This is a genomic window from Pseudoalteromonas sp. UBA6610 (genome assembly GCF_002433295.1).
GTDB classification, from domain to species: domain Bacteria; phylum Pseudomonadota; class Gammaproteobacteria; order Enterobacterales; family Alteromonadaceae; genus Pseudoalteromonas; species Pseudoalteromonas atlantica.
On sequence record NZ_DJHW01000025.1, the window covers coordinates 1 to 16,964 of the forward strand.

Consider the following 16,964-nt stretch of genomic DNA (forward strand, 5'->3'; position numbering starts at 1 on the left):
GATCTAGAAGTGATGAGAGTTTTTTCAAACGAATGAAATTGGGTACTGGCATTAAATGCGGTGTCTAAAGCTGTTTTAATATTCATAAAAAAATCCGATGGCAAATGCTCATCGGATTCTTACATCTATAGAAGATCGGTCAACTGATCATTAAAATATTTCTTAACTGATCGGCATTAGCCCAGAGGCTCGCCAGATTTTATGAGCTTTCTATTAACCGTAACCAACTGTCTTCTGCAACTGCAAAATATACATTGGGTTTTAGCATAAATAGTTGCTCAAATTCTGCAGTAAACAACCCACAAAAGTTTGTTATTTCTTCAATATGTATGAGTAAAAGGGCATACATTTCAATACCCTCCAAATACCGCTCTGAGAACTCAGGATTAGCAGCTAGTAACTGTTGAGAAATACTAATACCCAAAACACTTCCCACGCTATCTCGGTGTAAATAAATGTAGTTTGTGAAGCCCAACTCTTTCGTTTGCTTATCAACTACATCAGCTAATAGCAAAATTGTAGAAATGTCATCCCACGGTGATCTACTAGTGCGTACATATTGGCGTATAAACGGTGATTTTTGATCTTTCATTATTTTTCCTAGTTATTTGTCCTAAAACTAACTAGGCATAAGTCAGGAGAAAAATTGAAAGGTGATAGATAAACGACTTAAATTTGCAAAATACCTTAAAAACATTAAGGTTAAGGTACTTTTTCAAATACTGAGAATTTAAAATGAGTGATTTTATATGGCTATTACCAGCTGCTGTGCTGACGATAATATTAATTAGGCTTATTAAACAAGCTAAGGAAGTAGATTAAGTAAAAACAATACTTAACTTTTTTGCTATAACCGCTGGCAGTTTAAGTGACCTATATGTCACTTTAAGGCCCAAAATGCAGCTTAATGCTCCCTATAAGGCACTTTATAGTGAGAGTTAAAAAAAAGAAAAATCTAAGTTTTACTTTTATTAACTACCAATTCTCTTTTCCAAATTCATTCTAGAAGCTACAAAACACGAATATAAGATTCAAACACTCTACCAGTCTAAAATTTCAACTATTCAGTTAATACAATTTGCCTTTTAAGGCTGTTTTTAAGATACTAGCTAGGTGCTTGTGAATTACTAAAAATCGTAGCACAAACCATAGCACGACAAAGCAAAACATTGTTTTATAAAGATTTAATTAGAAGCCTTATAACCATCGCAGTTAATGCATTTATTATTTATAAATAGTGCCATGCAAGCGCTTACTCACTTGCTACTTTTTTATAGGGGTTGCGGGTATTTTGGTGCTCATCTAAATTTCGCATTAATATTGCGTGCTCTAAATTAATGCGTGTATCTAATCGAATTTTAACGTGATGCCCAGAGCCTTTGGCGTCGGTAATACTTTCGCCCTTTTTGTTTTGCATATATTCAAGTTCAAAAATAATGTTCCCTTGTGGTGTCATCAGTTCAAGTGAGTGGCCTGTGCAAAATTTATTTTTTACGTCTATTTCAACTAAACCATCAGCATGGCGCCCTATTACTTCCCCAACAAATTGCTGCTTAGTTGATACAGAGTGACCGTATTCATAGTTTTGATAATCTTGGTGGGCATGGCGCTTTAAAAAGCCTTCGGTGTAGCCTCTATGCGCTAAGTTCTCAAGTGTTTTAAATAAGTGAGTATCGAATGGTTTACCCGATGCCGCATCATCTATGGCTTTACGGTATACTTGCGCGGTGCGCGCTACGTAATAAAACGATTTTGTCCGCCCTTCTATTTTTAAACTATGTACACCCATTTTTGTTAACTGCTCTACGTATTGTACGGCGCGTAAATCTTTTGAATTCATAATATACGTACCATGTTCATCCTCAAATGCAGGCATATACTCACCAGGGCGACCTTGTTCCTCTAACATAAATACTTCGCTACTTGACGTACCTTCACCAAGAGTAGGAATAACTTGGTTCGGATCAATTTTATGCACCATCTCACCCGTTTCGTTTTCAACGCCTGGTTTTACATCGTAATTCCAGCGGCAGGCATTCGTGCAGGTGCCTTGGTTAGGGTCGCGCTTATTTATATAACCCGAGAGTAAACAGCGCCCAGAATACGCCATACATAACGCGCCATGGACAAACACCTCAAGCTCAGTATTTGGGCAGAGTGTGCGTATTTCGGTTATTTCTTCAAGTGATAGCTCGCGCGATAAAATAACCCGCTCAATACCTTGTTTTGCCCAAAACTGAACACTTGCATAATTAACTGCATTTGCTTGCACCGATAGGTGAATAGGCATGGCTGGCCACTTTTCACGTACCAGCATAATTAGCCCAGGATCTGACATAATCAGCGCATCGGGTCCCATAGCAATCACAGGTTCTATATCACGTAAATACGATTTAACCTTTGCGTTATGCGGAGCAATATTTGAGACCACATAAAACTTTTTATTTTGCGCATGGGCTTCATTAATCCCTATTTGTAATGTCTCTAAATCAAACTCATTATTACGTACCCGCAAACTGTAGCGAGGCTGACCTGCATACACAGCATCAGCTCCATATGCAAAGGCGTAGCGCATGTTTTTTAAACTCCCCGCAGGGCATAACAGTTCGGGAATAAAAGAAGTTACAGAAGAAACAGCTGGCATATGCGCTCCGTACAGCTAACCGAGTACACATCGGTTACATGATTAATTAATTTACAAGCGCGGCATTATAAATGCGCTAAACATTGTGCTTTTGATCAAGATCATAAAACTGCAACCAAACTGGTTTTTAATAAAATTAGGTTTTTTCAATTAAAACGCGTATAATTCGCGCCCGTAAATATTCACACTTTTATTTAAAAATTATTGGAGCATAAAGATGGCTTTAGAGCGTACTTTCTCAATCGTAAAACCTGATGCAGTAGCAAAAAACCACATCGGCGCAATCTACAACCGTTTCGAAACTGCGGGTCTTAAAATCGTTGCAGCTAAAATGGTTCACCTTTCAAAAGAGAAAGCTGAAGGTTTCTACGCAGAGCACAGCGAGCGTCCTTTCTTCGGTGCTTTAGTATCTTTCATGACATCTGGTCCAGTAATGGTTACCGTTCTTGAAGGCGAAAACGCTGTTCTTAAAAACCGTGAAATCATGGGCGCTACTAACCCTGCTGAAGCACTAGCTGGTACTTTACGTGCAGACTACGCTGATAGCATCGACGAAAACGCTGTTCACGGTTCTGACGCTGTTGAATCTGCTGCTCGCGAAATCGCGTACTTCTTCGCTGACGAAGAGCTTTGCCCACGTACTCGTTAATTCGAGTTTTACAGTTAACGCTGTAATGCAAAGTAAGAAAAGGGCTTTCGAGCCCTTTTTTAGTCATTACGTAAAGTATCCTTAAATGCATTTTTGATATTTTACTTAATGATTAAAGTGGGTGAATTGTGTACAATTCGCCCTTGTAAATTTTATCTCCACCGTCACCGATTGAGGTTGTTTCATGACCGAGCAAAAAAAGATTAACTTATTAGATTTAAACCGAGATGCAATGCGCGAGCTATTTGTATCATTCGGTGAAAAGCCATTTCGTGGCGACCAGGTGATGAAATGGATTTATCATTTTGGCGTTGATAACTTTGACGACATGAGCAACGTTAATAAAAAGCTTAAAGAAAAGCTTAAAAACGAATGCGAAATTGTTGCGCCAGAAATCTCTGTACGCCAACAAGCAAGCGACGGCACAATTAAGTACGCATTAGTGCTTGATGGCGGCCAAGAAGTTGAAGCTGTATGGATCCCAGAAAAAGACCGCGCCACCTTGTGTGTATCTTCGCAAGTGGGTTGTGCCCTTGAGTGTACGTTTTGTTCAACTGCGCAACAAGGCTTTAACCGTAACCTTAAAGTGTCTGAAATTATTGGCCAAGTTTGGCGTGTAGCTAAAGACATAGGCCTTGATGGCAACAGCGAAAAACGCCCAGTTACCAACGTAGTAATGATGGGTATGGGCGAGCCCCTACTTAATATTAAAAACGTAGTGCCGGCAATGGAACTAATGATGGATGACTGGGGCTTTGGCTTATCTAAGCGCCGCGTAACATTAAGTACCTCAGGGGTTGTGCCTGCGCTTGATTTATTAAAAGAAAAAATAGACGTAGCACTTGCTATTTCTCTTCACGCTCCCGATAACGCTCTGCGTGACGTACTTGTACCAATTAATAAAAAGTACCCAATTGAAGAATTTTTAGCCGCGTGTCGTCGTTATATCGATGGCTCTAAAGCAAATAAAGACGTGACTATTGAATACGTTATGCTAAATGGCGTTAACGACAGCACCGACCAAGCACATGAGCTGGTTAAAACGCTTAAAGGTACACCTTCTAAAGTTAACCTTATTCCGTTTAACCCGTTCCCGGGTAACGAATACACACGCTCTAGCAACAGCCGTATTGACCGTTTTTCTAAGGTTTTACAAGCTGCGGGTATTACGTGTATTGTGCGCCGTACTCGTGGTGACGATATTGACGCCGCCTGTGGGCAATTAGCCGGCGATGTTGTTGACCGTACTAAACGTATGGCGAAAAAGAAAATGCGTGACGATAACGCAATTAGCGTAAATATCCAGCAAGCATAAGCCTGTAACCACCCTGCGTATATTCCCTGTGCAGGGTGGTTAAGTTGTTTATTTTTAAATAAATGATGCAACACTAAGGGTTTTAGGTAAGATAGGCGCTATGGATAGAAAAACAGAGACAAGGTAATGCGATCTTTACTTGCTTTAACACTTTCAACACTTGCCCTTACAGGGTGCGTAAGTGAAAGTAGTTATAACGGCAGTGACAAACCCGTCGTCGAAAACAAAATCAATAATGCAGGCGCAGCACGCACTCGTATCGCCCTCGCTTTACAATACTTAGAAACTGGCAACAACTCGCAAGCAAAGTATAACCTTGAGCGAGCTATAGAATTTGCCCCAAATCTACCTGAAGTACATTACTCTCTTGCTTATTATTACCAACAAGTAGGCGAAAAAGAGCGTGCCGATAAAGCCTATCAAAAAGCATTAGCAATTAAGCCTGACGATCCGAACACGCTTAATAACTACGGTGTGTTTTTATGTAGTATTGAAGAGTATGACCGCGCGACCGATCAGTTTTTAAAAGCAATTGATATTCCAAGCTATATTCGCGTTGCCGAAAGCTACGAAAACCTTGCATTATGTGCCATAGAATTTAACGACTTTGAAAATGCAGAGAGTTACTTTAAACAAGCGCTTAATCACAGCTCGCAACGTACATCGACCCTAATAAGCTTAGCCGCCCTTTTTTATGCCAAAAGCGATTTACATAAAGCCAGCGAAGTATTAAAGCGCCATGACGACACCGGCCGAGTGTCTGCACGTGCTTTATTGCTTGGTTATTTAATTAAGCAGCGCATGGGCAGAATAGAAGAAGCAGAAAAAATTGCCGCCACCATAATGCAAACTTACCCAACAAGTAAACAAGCCTATGCTATTCGTGATAATCGTACTAAACAAACTGAGTTTGAAATACTGCGCGAAAAATACCGTAAAGCGCAACTCGAGGAGCTTCAAGAGCAGTATGGCGAAGAGCAAATCAGTGTTGAGCAACCAAAAATTAAAATTATCCGAAAAAAGCGCCCAACTACCGATAATTCGACCAGCTTAATTTCTCCAGGGGTTGAGCCTTCAAGCCCAGTATTAAATGAGACGGCAAAAGCACAGGCAACCATTGCCGCAGCAAACAAACAAAAAACCGTAGCTGAGCAAAATGATGACGCTGCCACTTTCACGCCAGCGGCTCAACCAACGCAGGCTGAAGTAGTTACAACAACAAAAGCAGTAGTGCCAGCTGCGGCAGCGGCTCCAACCGTAACAAATACTGCCCAAGTAGCAACTACAACATCTGCGCCTGCAGAATCTAATACAGATACCGCAGCGGTGCTTTTGGCTTTAACAACGGCTCACCAAGCGCAACAAACGTCTACACCCACAGCTGAGCCGCCAAAAGCCGTCGCTAAACAAACACCCAAAGATGATGACGAAGTAAAAATAATTTCATTTGGTGCGCCCAAACAAGCTAACTTTAACACCCCACAAAATACACGCCCTGCTGAAAATGGCCCACAGAATACGGGCTTAAATAATTCGGTAGTATTTTATGAGGCTAAAAAAGACAGTGCGGTATTTAGTAATAATCCATACAGCGACAGTAACGACATTACACTAAAAAACTACCAACCAAGTGTAAAACAAGAGCCTCCCATGCTTAATCCAAAAGTCCCCCCTTTAAAGGTGCCTTTTCATATTATTGAGTTTGGTGAAAACCTATTTAGCATTTCAGTGCGATACAATGTTAAACTACAAAAACTCCTGCAGTGGAATGGTCTAAAGGAGTCGGATCGCGTTATCAACGGAAGTAAAATTTATTTAAACGATCCTAATATTTATTACGAGATTAAAGCTGGCGATACCCTTTACGACATAGCTACCCAGCGGCATGTATTAATTGATGAATTAATGCGATGGAATAAATTAAGCCCAGATATAGAACTTACACCTGGGCACAGACTATTACTAGTGGATCCAAATTCGTACCTATTATGACAGAAGAAACTACGCAACAAAGCGATGAGCCAAGTGTTGGGCAACTATTAAAAGCGCACCGAGAGCAGGCTAATGTAAGCTTAGAGTCACTTACTGGCCCACTTAAGCTTTCTATTTCTCAGCTGCAACGCTTAGAAAGCGATCAGTACCAAACGTTAGGCCCAATTACCTTTGTAAAAGGCTACATTAAAAACTATTGCCGTGAACTACACGTCGATAGCGCCCCTATATTAGCTAAATTGCCTGCACCGCCCGAGCCTACAAAGCCGGCTAACATGCAAAGCTTTTCGCGCCGCACAGAAAAAGAAGCCCATGACAGCCGTCTAATGCTGGTGAGCTACATTATTTTAGCCATTGTTATTGGCTCATCTGCCTTATGGTTTTGGCAAAATGCTACGCCTATCGATGAGCAAACAAGCACAATCAATATTGAAAATTCAATTTTAGATAACCAGCAAAATAACAACGCGCTAAATAACGAAAGCGAGAACACCTCGCAAATGCCAGCAACACAGGCAGTTGAGCGCACACCGGCTGTAATGCCTTTAAGTGCTGAACAAGCCCCCTTAAGTGAAGCCGTTAATGCCACTGCGCCTATTGCCGCTAGCACCCAAACAGCCACTAACGAGCCCGACACGCAAAGTAACACCAGTACAATTAACATGGTGTTTAACGATGAGAGCTGGGTAGAAATACACGATGGCGAAGGTGAGCGCATAGCATTTGGCGTAAAAAAAGCAGGCTATAAAATGGCTGTAAGCGGCACCCCGCCTTTTTCAGTTGTGCTGGGTAAGCACGACGTAGTTAGTGTTTCTCTAAACGGCGAACCAGTTGATATTTCTGGTTATCCTAAAAATCGTTTAGCCAAATTTAAATTACCATTAGCAGAGTAGTCGCTATGTTTTCAGAATCTCCAATTAAACGCAGAAAATCAACCCGCATCAATGTAGGCAACGTGCCTATTGGTGACGGTGCCCCTATTGCCGTGCAGTCGATGACCAATACCGACACCATGGATATAGATGCCACGGTAGCGCAAATCCAAGCAATACAAGATGCCGGCGCCGATATAGTGCGTGTATCTGTACCAACTATGGATGCAGCAGAAGCGTTTAAAAGTATAAAAGAGCAAGTTAGTATACCGCTTGTAGCCGATATTCACTTTGATTACCGCATAGCGTTAAAAGTGGCAAAATATGGCGTAGATTGCCTACGTATAAACCCAGGGAATATAGGCAGTGAAGAGCGTATTAGAGCCGTTGTAGACTCTGCACGCGAGCATAATATCCCTATTCGTATTGGTGTAAATGGCGGCTCATTAGAGCGCGACCTACAAGAAAAATACGGCGAGCCAACTCCCGAGGCATTACTTGAATCAGCAATGCGCCATGTAGATATATTACGCCGCCTTGATTTTGACCAATTTAAAATATCGGTAAAAGCATCAGACGTATTTTTAGCTGTAGGCGCTTATCGTTTACTTGCTAAAGAAATAGATCAACCCCTGCATTTAGGGATCACCGAAGCCGGCGGTATGCGCTCAGGCTCGGTTAAATCGGCTGTAGGTTTAGGCATGTTACTTGCCGAAGGTATTGGCGATACGCTACGTGTATCACTTGCTGCCGACCCAGTTCAAGAAATCAAAGTAGGTTTTGATATTTTAAAATCGCTGCGTATACGCTCTCGCGGTATTAACTTTATTGCATGCCCTAGCTGCTCACGTCAAGAGTTTGATGTAGTGAGCACCATGAACCAGCTTGAAGAGCGCCTAGAAGATGTTGTTGAGCCAATGTCTGTTTCGGTAATTGGTTGTGTCGTTAACGGCCCAGGCGAAGCCCTTGTTAGTGATATTGGCCTTGCCGGTGCAAACCGCCGCTCAGGTTTATACATTAATGGCGAGCGTCAAAAAGCGCGTATTGATAACAACAACATTGTTGACCAGCTTGAAGGCTACGTGCGCGACTTTATTGCTCAAAAAGAGCAGCAAACACCTATCGACATTAAAATAGTCGAATAAATACCGTATAAAGCGCCAAACCACGTTGTTTGGCGTTTACCTTTATAGCTAGAGGATACCCAAACGACCCCAAGGTACAGAATTCAGCGTTTCACAGGCTCTTAATATCAAGGCGTTACTTTGCAAGAATGGCAATCCCTTTTAAAAAGTAACAACGATGAGAGTAAGTGTCTGTGAACCGCCCAACGGGTTGGTTTAAAAGCGATTTATACTGCGTTATTGATTTTAACAATAGAACCACTATTACTTTCAATCAATGCCTTGCCTAAATCGCTTTTAATTCAAACGACGCTCGCATCATGGGGTCATTTGGGTATATAATGACGGGTCAATTTTTAGCATTCTTGTTGTGTAAGCATTTTTTTATTACACATAAACAGTAATTAGGATTTATCAGTGGCAAAACAAATTCAGGCAGTTCGCGGTATGAACGATTGTCTGCCGGGCGACACGCAAGTTTGGCAGAAAGTAGAAAACATTTTACGCGAGACAGTAGCATCGTTCGGTTATCAAGAAATTCGTTTTCCTATTGTAGAATCAACCGACTTATTTAAACGCTCTATTGGTGAAGTAACCGATATAGTAGAAAAAGAAATGTATACCTTTGCCGATCGTAACGGCGACATGCTAACCCTTCGCCCAGAAGGCACCGCAGTGTGTGTACGTGCAGGTAACCAAAATGGCTTGCTTTATAACCAAGAGCAGCGCCTGTGGTACATGGGCCCGATGTTTCGTCATGAGCGCCCTCAAAAAGGCCGCTACCGTCAGTTTCACCAATTTGGTTTAGAAACATTTGGTATTGCCACAGCCGACATAGACGCAGAAGTTATTTTACTTACCGCGCAATTATGGAAAGCATTTGGCATTAACGAACACGTACGTTTAGAGCTTAACTCGTTAGGCTCTAACGAAGCACGTGCTGATTACCGCGATGCACTCGTTGCCTACCTTGAACAGCATACCGACGTGCTTGATGAAGATTCAAAGCGCCGTATGTACTCAAACCCATTACGTGTACTTGATAGCAAAAACCCAGACGTGCAAGCAATCTTAGTGGATGCGCCTAAATTGTCTGAGCATTTAGATGCTGAATCAAAAGAACATTTTGCAAATTTATGTGAACGTTTAGACGCAGCTGGCGTCATATACACGGTTAATGAAAAGTTAGTACGTGGTTTAGACTACTACAACCGCACCGTATTTGAATGGGTAACAGATAGCCTAGGTGCACAAGGTACAGTGTGTGCTGGCGGACGCTACGATGGCTTAGTTGAGCAACTTGGCGGCAAAGCAACGCCCGCAGTTGGTTTCGCTATGGGTCTAGAGCGCTTAGTACTGTTACTCCAAGCACTTGAGTGTGTAGGTGACATTCGCCGTAATGCTGATGTATATTTAGCGGCAATGGGCGACAAAGCCAGCGTACAAGCCCCTGCCATTGCAGCGCAACTACGTAGCGACGTACCCGGTTTACGCGTTATGGTGCATGCCGGTGGCGGTAACTTTAAAAAACAACTAAAACGAGCTGATAAAAGCGATGCACTAGTGGCTGTTATTATTGGCGAAGATGAATTAGAAAAAGGCGTTGTGACCATAAAATATTTACGTGAGCGTAAAGAGCAAGTCACACTAGAATTAGAACAAGCTAAAGCGCTATTAGCTGAGCTTATCAATAGCTAAGCTAACTTAAGAGGTAATAATGGACATTTATTCAACAGAAGAACAACAAGCAGAAGCCATTAAGCGCTTTTTTCGCGAAAACGGTATTTCACTTGCGCTAGGTGTAATTGTAGGTTTAGGCGGCTTATACGGTTGGAAAGCATACAACCAAAACCAAATTACAACTGCTGAGCAAGCGTCTGACGAATATACAACACTTGTTCAAAGTGACGATGTACTTGGCGCAGCCGATACATTCATTAAAAACAACCAAGACACAAGCTATGCAACTTTAGCCGCTTTTGTTGCGGCAAAAGACGCTGTTGATGCAAAAAAATTAGACCTTGCTAGCGAAAAACTTAGCTGGATTGTTACAAACGCCCAAAGCGAAGAGCTTAAAGCCATTGCCATTACGCGTTTAGCACGTATTCAACTTGCGCAAAGTAAATTTGACGAAGCCCTAAGTACATTAAACTCACCCCTACCTGAGGCATATAACGCCAATGTAGCTGAGCTAAAAGGCGATATTTACATTGCACAAGGTAATAAAGACCAAGCTCGCACTGCGTATCAAGCAGCTGCCGATGCAGGCGGGTTAACAACAAACCCTTTATTACAAATTAAATTAGACGACCTAGCAGTAACTAGCCCAGCGGCATAAGGTTTTAGGTATGAAAAAAATAACAACAGCAACTCTCGCACTGTGCATGGCAACGCTAATGGGTTGTTCATCAAGTGATGACGAAGACGAGTTAGTACTTCCTGAAATTGTTAATCAATTTGAAACAGACGTAGTGTGGCAAGAGTCGGTTGGCAGTGGTGTAGAACATTATTTTTCTCGCTTATCGCCTGCTGTATACAAAGACACTATTTATGTAGCTAGCCGCGAAGGCCAAATTGAAGCGCTTTCGCTTACCAATGGCGACACGTTATGGGAAACCGACGTACGTGAAGATTTATCGTTTTGGCCATGGTCAGATAACGGCACAGCAAAATTATCAGGCGGTATATTACAAGCTTATGGTAAAATTTACGTAGGCTCTGAGCACGGATTTATTATTGCCCTTGACCGCGAAACGGGTGAAGAAGTATGGCGTAAAAATGTGCCAGGCGAAGCGTTATCAAAACCAGCTGCGGGCGATGGTCTAATTTTTGTTAATTTAGGCTCGGGTAAACTATTAGCGCTGCACCCAGATACAGGCGAAGAACGCTGGAACTTTGAACAAGAAGTACCACCGCTTACATTGCGTGGCCAAAGCTCGCCAACAGTTGCAAACGGTGGTGTGTTAGTAGGCTTAGAGACAGGTAAATTAAGTGTACTCATTTCTGAGAGCGGTTATTCAGCATGGAGTGCAGAAATTGCCGTTGCTAAAGGCGCATCAGAATTTGAGCGTTTGGTTGATGTAGACACACAACCAATTATTAGCGGCCCTTACGCCTATGCCATTGCATACAACGGTAACCTAGCAGCGGTAGATATTCGCTCAGGCAATGTTGTATGGAAACGTGAATACAGCAGCTACCGCGAAATAGCGATGGATGCACAAACTATTTACTTAGTAGATAGCGAAGGCGTAATTTACGCATTAGATAAAAATTCAGGTATTGAACGTTGGAGCCAACCCGCTCTACGTGGTTGGTACCTAACAGGCCCTGCAGTTGCAGGTAGCCACTTAGCTTTAGGTGACCAAGAAGGTAACCTACATTGGCTAAACAAAGACACTGGCGAGTTAGTATCTCGTGAAGAATTTGACAGCTCAGGCTTTTTTGTTGAGCCGGTTGTAGCCGACGACAAGCTAATTTTATACACCCGTGATGGTGAAGTTAGTGTGGTAAACACCCCTAACTAACTAGCTAACACTTAAAGGTTTTTTGTAAGGCTTCGCACTGCGAAGCCTTTTGTTGTTTTTTAAAGAGGTAGTTTATGCTTCCCGTGATCGCTCTAGTTGGGCGACCCAATGTGGGCAAATCCACATTATTTAACCGTTTAACACGTACTCGTGATGCACTCGTAGCCGATTTTCCAGGTTTAACACGAGATAGAAAATATGGCCAAGCTAATTACGATGGCTATGAATTTATCGTGGTAGACACGGGTGGTATTGATGGCTCTGAAGAAGGCATCGAAACCGAAATGGCCGACCAGTCGTTACTTGCCATTGAAGAAGCCGATATTGTGTTGTTTTTGGTTGATGCCCGCGTAGGCATGACCGTTGCTGACCAAGCCATTGCTAATCACTTGCGCAAGCAAGAGAAAAAAAGCTTTGTGGTTGCCAACAAAACAGATGGCATTGACGCCGACTCAAACTGTGCAGAATTTTATCAATTATCATTAGGTAATATTCACCATATTGCAGCAGCACATGGGCGTGGTATTACACAGCTTTTAGAGCACACTTTACAGCCTGTAATTGCAGAGCTTGCAGCACTAGATGAAGACGTTGCTGATGACGATGAAGAGTTAATCGACCTTTATCAAGAAGCTGAAGGCGACGATACAGACCACCAAGCGTTTGCCGATAAACCAGTAAAACTGGCTATTATTGGCCGCCCTAACGTAGGTAAGTCTACACTTACAAACCGTATACTCGGTGAAGAACGTGTAATTGTATACGATATGCCAGGCACCACCCGCGACTCTATTTATATTCCGATGACTCGTAACGACAAAGAATATATTTTAATAGATACCGCAGGTGTTCGTAAGCGTAAAAAAGTAAGCGACGTAGTTGAAAAGTTCTCAGTAATTAAAACGCTTCAAGCTATTGAAGATGCAAACGTTGTATTACTGGTTGTTGATGCTCGCGATGGTATTTCTGATCAAGACTTAAGCTTATTAGGTTTTGCGCTTAACTCAGGTCGTTCATTGGTTATTGCCGTGAACAAATGGGATGGGCTTGATGATTACGTTAAAGATCGCATTAAAACAGAGCTTGATCGCCGTTTAGGTTTTATTGATTTTGCACGCTTGCACTTTATATCTGCACTTCACGGTACAGGTGTTGGCCATTTATTTGAATCGGTTGATGAAGCGTACGAGTCAGCAACTAAACGTATTAGCACCGCAATGCTACGCCGTATTATGGACATGGCACAGGCCGATCATCAGCCGCCACTTGTTCGTGGTCGTCGTGTTAAGCTTAAATATGCGCATGCCGGTGGTTATAACCCGCCACGTATTGTAATTCACGGTAACCAAGTTCACGATTTACCCGATAGCTACAAACGCTACCTGATGAACTACTACCGTAAAGCACTTAAAATTATGGGCACCCCAATCAAAATTGAATTTAGAGAAGGTGATAACCCATTTGCAGGGCGTACTAACAAAGTAACGCTTTCGCAAAAACGTAAAATACGTGCCTTTGCAAAAGAAAACCGTAATAAATAAACGGCATAAGCGTTAATTTATTACAAAAAACGGCGTACTTTTTAGTACGCCGTTTTTTTATGCTTTATACCAATTAGTTTAATTAAGTGATCTATTTTGAGGCTTGGTATTAAAGATTAAGTAATGCCAATTGCACCAACCGCTCAACGGTGGTGTCTTGGCTATTTTTAGGCGCTTTCGGGTAATACTTAGATTTTGGCGGCTTAATAGATATAAACCCATGATTGGTGGCCATTTCGTGCGCTAACAGTTTTCGCTCTTTGGGTGTTAAATGGTTTTCGTGTATTTTTGCAAGCTCCCCACTATCAAGCCATATGCCAGCGCAACCTGGGCACTCGTCTATTTCAACAACTTTGAGCGGTGAAAAAAACCGGCGCATCATTACTATGCTTGGGCACTTTGGGCAATTTACTCGCGATGATACATCGCCCTCACCTTCAATGTAATTACTCAAATACTTAATTAGAACCTGACCATGCTTTAACTCAGGCGAGCTAAACTTAAAAATTTGGCTGTTATCAAAAAATACGCCGCCTTGCGCTGACGTAAAAACAGTAATCCCGCCAATTAATAACGGCTCAAGAGAGGTATTTGTGCGTGGGCATAACATTCTAAAATCCTTTTATTTTAATACTTAACTTACACTACTTTACTCAAGTGCTTTATGAATAAGCCCAACAAGCGGCGCTGGTAATGTAATATTACCTGCAAGTACAAACTCATGCGCGTCGTCTGACATTTTTTGCCATGTACGGCGAATAATACCTATCCATTTTTGCTCATCGTAATCAGGCTTACTATTAGCAAACCCGAGCATGTAATGCTCAATAAATACCAGGCTTGCTACGTCTTCTACTAATTGGCTGTCTGGGTTACGTTTAATATTTTTTTTAGCAACTGCATCGTACACTCTGTTTTGCTCAGCATCGCTGTACCCTGCTTGCTGCATAAGCGCAACAACGCTACTGGCATGAAATATATAAAGCGCACTGCGCCACTGATGATAGCCTTGCTTGTTCATTGCAAAGTCGCTACGCGGCGACTTCCAACGTTGTATATGCTGCCCACGCACTGCAATTTGCATAAGCTCGTCAGCACCTGGGTTAAATCGGCTAAGCATATCGCTCATACGCTGTGAGTATAAATACTCTTTAGGAACACTCTCCCCATTAAATTGCTCACTGTTTGGGTCTTGGTTGTTTGCTTCATCAATTAAGGCGATTACTTTATTAAACATGACGGTCATTTTTTATAATAAGTTTTAATCATTCTAAACGCTGATAAAACAATAAACTAGTGCGCCACTCAGTTATGCAGTGAAATTTGCTCAACCATAATATAAAACCAATAAATACAGGTTGTAAAAGTAAGCGCATTGATTAAGTTAACTTGGTACTATATTGAGCACAAATTAAAATAAAAAAGCGCGACTAACTCGCCAATAACGGATCACTATGTTTAAAAAACGTATTTTAGCTATTTGCTTAGCAGCCACCTCGCTACCAAGCCTTGCCGACAGTAACAGCGATTTAAAAACCATTATTGATAACCACTGGCAAAATGCCAAAGCTGAAAAAATATTTTTTCGAACCGATCCAGACGGTTGGAAACCAAACGGCACATTACCAAATTGGAGCGAGCAAGCCATTGCTAAGCGCCAAGCGTATAACAACAATGTACTAAAAAGCTTAGCCAACATTGATCCAAAAACGCTCAACAAGGATCAGCTAATGAACTACCGCTTATTTAAATATGAGCGAGAAACCGAGCAGCAAAGCTACCTTTATCAAGATAAGTATTTTCCGGTAAATTTTTTAAGTGGCTGGCATACCTACTTTGCAGAAGCACCCGCTAATATGGCTTTTTTAACAGCTGATGATTACAACGCATTTTTAATCAGCCTTGCCGACTACCCGCGCTTTAATCAGCAAAATATTGATTTAATGAAAGAAGGGATAAAAACAGGATTTACCCATTACTGTAAAACCTTTGAAAATTACAGCCAAAGCATTAGCGCGCACATAGTTAAAAACCCCGAAAACAGCGCCCTTTACGAGCCCTTTACGCGTATACCTAATACCTTTAGTACAGCGCAAAAATCAAACTTAAAACAAAAAGCCCAAGCCGTAATTAAAGATAAAGTAATTCCTGCGTATCAGCATTTTTACGACTTTTTTGAAAATGACTATATGCCACATTGTAGAGCGCAGCCGGGCATAGCAAGCGTTAAAGGCGGGCTTGACTACTACAAGTACACAGTTAATTACTACACCACAACAAACGCCACACCTAAACAAATACACCAACTAGGCCTTAAAGAAGTCGCGCGTATTAAAGCGCAAATGCAAAATATTATTGATGAAGTAGGCTTTGATGGCACCTATAGTGAGTTTTTAGAATTTTTAGCAACCGATGAGCAATTTTACGCAAAAGACGCGCAAGACTTGCTAGAAAAAACCGCGTTTATAACGCAAAAAATGTATGGCAAATTGCCCACTTACTTTGGCCACTTACCGCGTAACACCTTTACTATTAAGGGCTCAGCAAGTCGTGGTGCGTTTTATATGCCACCACCAGATAACCGCTCACCAGGTACTTACTTTTTAGCCTCAACACCTAAACTGCAGCCTTTATATAATTTAGAAGCACTTAGTCTGCACGAAGCCATACCTGGGCACCATTTACAAAACGCCATTGCTATGGAGCTAAATGTCCCCGAATTTAGACGCACACTTAGCCACTCTGCATTTGGCGAAGGTTGGGCACTATACACAGAACGCTTAGGTAAAGAAGCTGGTTTTTATCAAAGCTCATACAGCGATTTTGGCCGTTTAGGCTACGAAATGTGGCGTGCGGTGAGGCTTGTTGTTGATACCGGCATTCATGCCTTTGGTTGGAGCCGCCAAAAAGCAATTGATTACTTAGCCAGTCACACCGCTTTACCACAAAGTGCGGTGGAGGATCAGATAGATCGTTACATTTCATGGCCAGGCCAAGCGCTCTCATACAAAATGGGCGAAATAAAAATACGCGAACTGCGCGCAAAAGCCGAAAAAGAACTCGGCGCTCAATTTGATATACGCAGCTTTCACGACACTGTTATTGGCCAAGGCTCATTGCCTATGGCAGTGCTTGAAGACGTTATAAACGATTGGATAGCAGAGCAAAAACCAGTAAGTTAAAACACGACTTTTAAGCACTAAAGGGCGGTAAGTTTATCGCCCTTTACAAAACCGCATTAAACACCTCAAAACTAATCCCTACCCGCTTTTGCTTCGTAAACTTAATGATTACAAAAAC

Annotated in this window: 14 protein-coding genes; 10 read left to right on the forward strand and 4 right to left on the reverse strand. The window is 41.9% G+C overall.

The annotated features are described in order from the left end of the window. Nucleotides 1-199: 199 nt before the first annotated feature. Together B4F91_RS03715 and yegQ are read right to left on the reverse strand one after the other, a co-directional pair. Nucleotides 200-592, reverse strand: coding sequence for a hypothetical protein (locus B4F91_RS03715; RefSeq protein WP_288635380.1), 393 nt, complete (start codon nt 590-592; stop codon nt 200-202). A 660-nt stretch (nt 593-1,252) separates the two neighbouring features. Continuing rightward, nucleotides 1,253-2,644, reverse strand: a complete 1,392-nt coding sequence (gene yegQ / locus B4F91_RS03720) for a tRNA 5-hydroxyuridine modification protein YegQ (RefSeq protein ID WP_288635381.1) — start codon at nt 2,642-2,644, stop codon at nt 1,253-1,255. A 217-nt stretch (nt 2,645-2,861) separates the two neighbouring features. Here yegQ and ndk point away from each other — a divergent pair, with 217 nt between their 5' ends. From ndk to der, 9 genes are all read left to right on the forward strand, one after another. Then, nucleotides 2,862-3,293 carry a nucleoside-diphosphate kinase gene (gene ndk, locus B4F91_RS03725; RefSeq protein ID WP_004586996.1) on the forward strand — a complete coding sequence of 144 codons (432 nt, stop codon included), beginning with the start codon at nt 2,862-2,864 and terminating at the stop codon, nt 3,291-3,293. A 184-nt stretch (nt 3,294-3,477) separates the two neighbouring features. Beyond that, the gene (locus B4F91_RS03730; protein ID WP_004586995.1) at nt 3,478-4,608 is read left to right on the forward strand and encodes a bifunctional tRNA (adenosine(37)-C2)-methyltransferase TrmG/ribosomal RNA large subunit methyltransferase RlmN; all 1,131 of its coding nucleotides are present in this window, start codon (nt 3,478-3,480) and stop codon (nt 4,606-4,608) included. 126 nt (nt 4,609-4,734) lie between these two features. Further along, nucleotides 4,735-6,600 (forward strand): type IV pilus biogenesis/stability protein PilW, encoded by a 1,866-nt coding sequence (gene pilW, locus B4F91_RS03735; RefSeq protein ID WP_286938723.1) that lies wholly within the window; start codon nt 4,735-4,737, stop codon nt 6,598-6,600. Continuing rightward, nucleotides 6,597-7,493, forward strand: a complete 897-nt coding sequence (locus B4F91_RS03740; protein WP_286938724.1) for a RodZ domain-containing protein — start codon at nt 6,597-6,599, stop codon at nt 7,491-7,493. The genes pilW and B4F91_RS03740 overlap by 4 nt, the downstream gene beginning before the upstream one ends. 5 nt (nt 7,494-7,498) lie before the next feature. Beyond that, nucleotides 7,499-8,617 carry a flavodoxin-dependent (E)-4-hydroxy-3-methylbut-2-enyl-diphosphate synthase gene (gene ispG / locus B4F91_RS03745; protein ID WP_004586992.1) on the forward strand — a complete coding sequence of 373 codons (1,119 nt, stop codon included), beginning with the start codon at nt 7,499-7,501 and terminating at the stop codon, nt 8,615-8,617. A 396-nt stretch (nt 8,618-9,013) separates the two neighbouring features. Then, nucleotides 9,014-10,294, forward strand: a complete 1,281-nt coding sequence (gene hisS / locus B4F91_RS03750) for a histidine--tRNA ligase (protein ID WP_004586991.1) — start codon at nt 9,014-9,016, stop codon at nt 10,292-10,294. A gap of 19 nt (nt 10,295-10,313) precedes the next feature. Continuing rightward, nucleotides 10,314-10,934: a YfgM family protein gene (locus B4F91_RS03755; RefSeq protein ID WP_004586990.1), complete on the forward strand. Its 621-nt coding sequence runs from the start codon at nt 10,314-10,316 to the stop codon at nt 10,932-10,934. A gap of 10 nt (nt 10,935-10,944) precedes the next feature. Beyond that, entirely contained in the window at nt 10,945-12,123 is a 1,179-nt protein-coding gene (gene bamB, locus B4F91_RS03760) for an outer membrane protein assembly factor BamB (RefSeq protein WP_004586989.1), read from the forward strand. Between the two features lie 74 nt (nt 12,124-12,197). Continuing rightward, nucleotides 12,198-13,664: a ribosome biogenesis GTPase Der gene (gene der / locus B4F91_RS03765; RefSeq protein WP_004586988.1), complete on the forward strand. Its 1,467-nt coding sequence runs from the start codon at nt 12,198-12,200 to the stop codon at nt 13,662-13,664. Between the two features lie 109 nt (nt 13,665-13,773). Here the strand turns inward: der and B4F91_RS03770 are convergent, their stop codons facing one another. Together B4F91_RS03770 and B4F91_RS03775 are read right to left on the reverse strand one after the other, a co-directional pair. Further along, complete coding sequence (locus tag B4F91_RS03770; RefSeq protein WP_288635382.1) at nt 13,774-14,274, reverse strand: zf-TFIIB domain-containing protein; 501 nt, start codon at nt 14,272-14,274, stop codon at nt 13,774-13,776. Nucleotides 14,275-14,313: 39 nt separating this feature from the next. Then, nucleotides 14,314-14,901, reverse strand: a complete 588-nt coding sequence (locus B4F91_RS03775; protein ID WP_121638651.1) for a DUF4202 domain-containing protein — start codon at nt 14,899-14,901, stop codon at nt 14,314-14,316. A gap of 217 nt (nt 14,902-15,118) precedes the next feature. On the opposite strand from B4F91_RS03775, the gene B4F91_RS03780 reads away from it, so the two are divergent. Continuing rightward, on the forward strand, nt 15,119-16,846 hold the full coding sequence (locus B4F91_RS03780) for a DUF885 domain-containing protein (protein WP_286938729.1): 1,728 nt from the start codon (nt 15,119-15,121) through the stop codon (nt 16,844-16,846). Nucleotides 16,847-16,964: the final 118 nt, after the last annotated feature.